This window comes from Neobacillus niacini (assembly GCF_023715785.1).
Lineage (GTDB): Bacteria > Bacillota > Bacilli > Bacillales > Cytobacillaceae > Neobacillus > Neobacillus niacini_E.
The window spans coordinates 1-218 of sequence record NZ_JAMBOX010000130.1 but is presented as its reverse complement, the minus strand read 5'-3'; the positions used below and the strand labels follow the sequence as shown (position 1 = coordinate 218).

Here is a 218-nt window from a genome sequence, read left to right as displayed (position 1 = left end):
CCATCGGCGCTGAGAAGCTTAACTTCCGTGTTCGGGATGGGAACGGGTGTGACCTTCTCGCCATTGTTACCGGACTATTTATTTTAAAGGGTTCATTCCCTCAAAACTAGATAATGCAGAAGAAGTATAAGTAAACCGAATAATCATTATGACTTGTCTAGCTTTGGCTCCTAACTTCTCGGCCGTTTCGGTCCGTCCCTACAAATCCAAAACCGGGA

Annotated in this window: 1 rRNA gene; it reads right to left on the bottom strand. The window is 45.4% G+C overall.

Going from position 1 to position 218, the window contains the following annotated elements:
* A 5S ribosomal RNA gene (gene rrf, locus M3234_RS29125) occupies positions 1-74 on the bottom strand; the annotation flags it as partial.
* Positions 75-218: the final 144 nt, after the last annotated feature.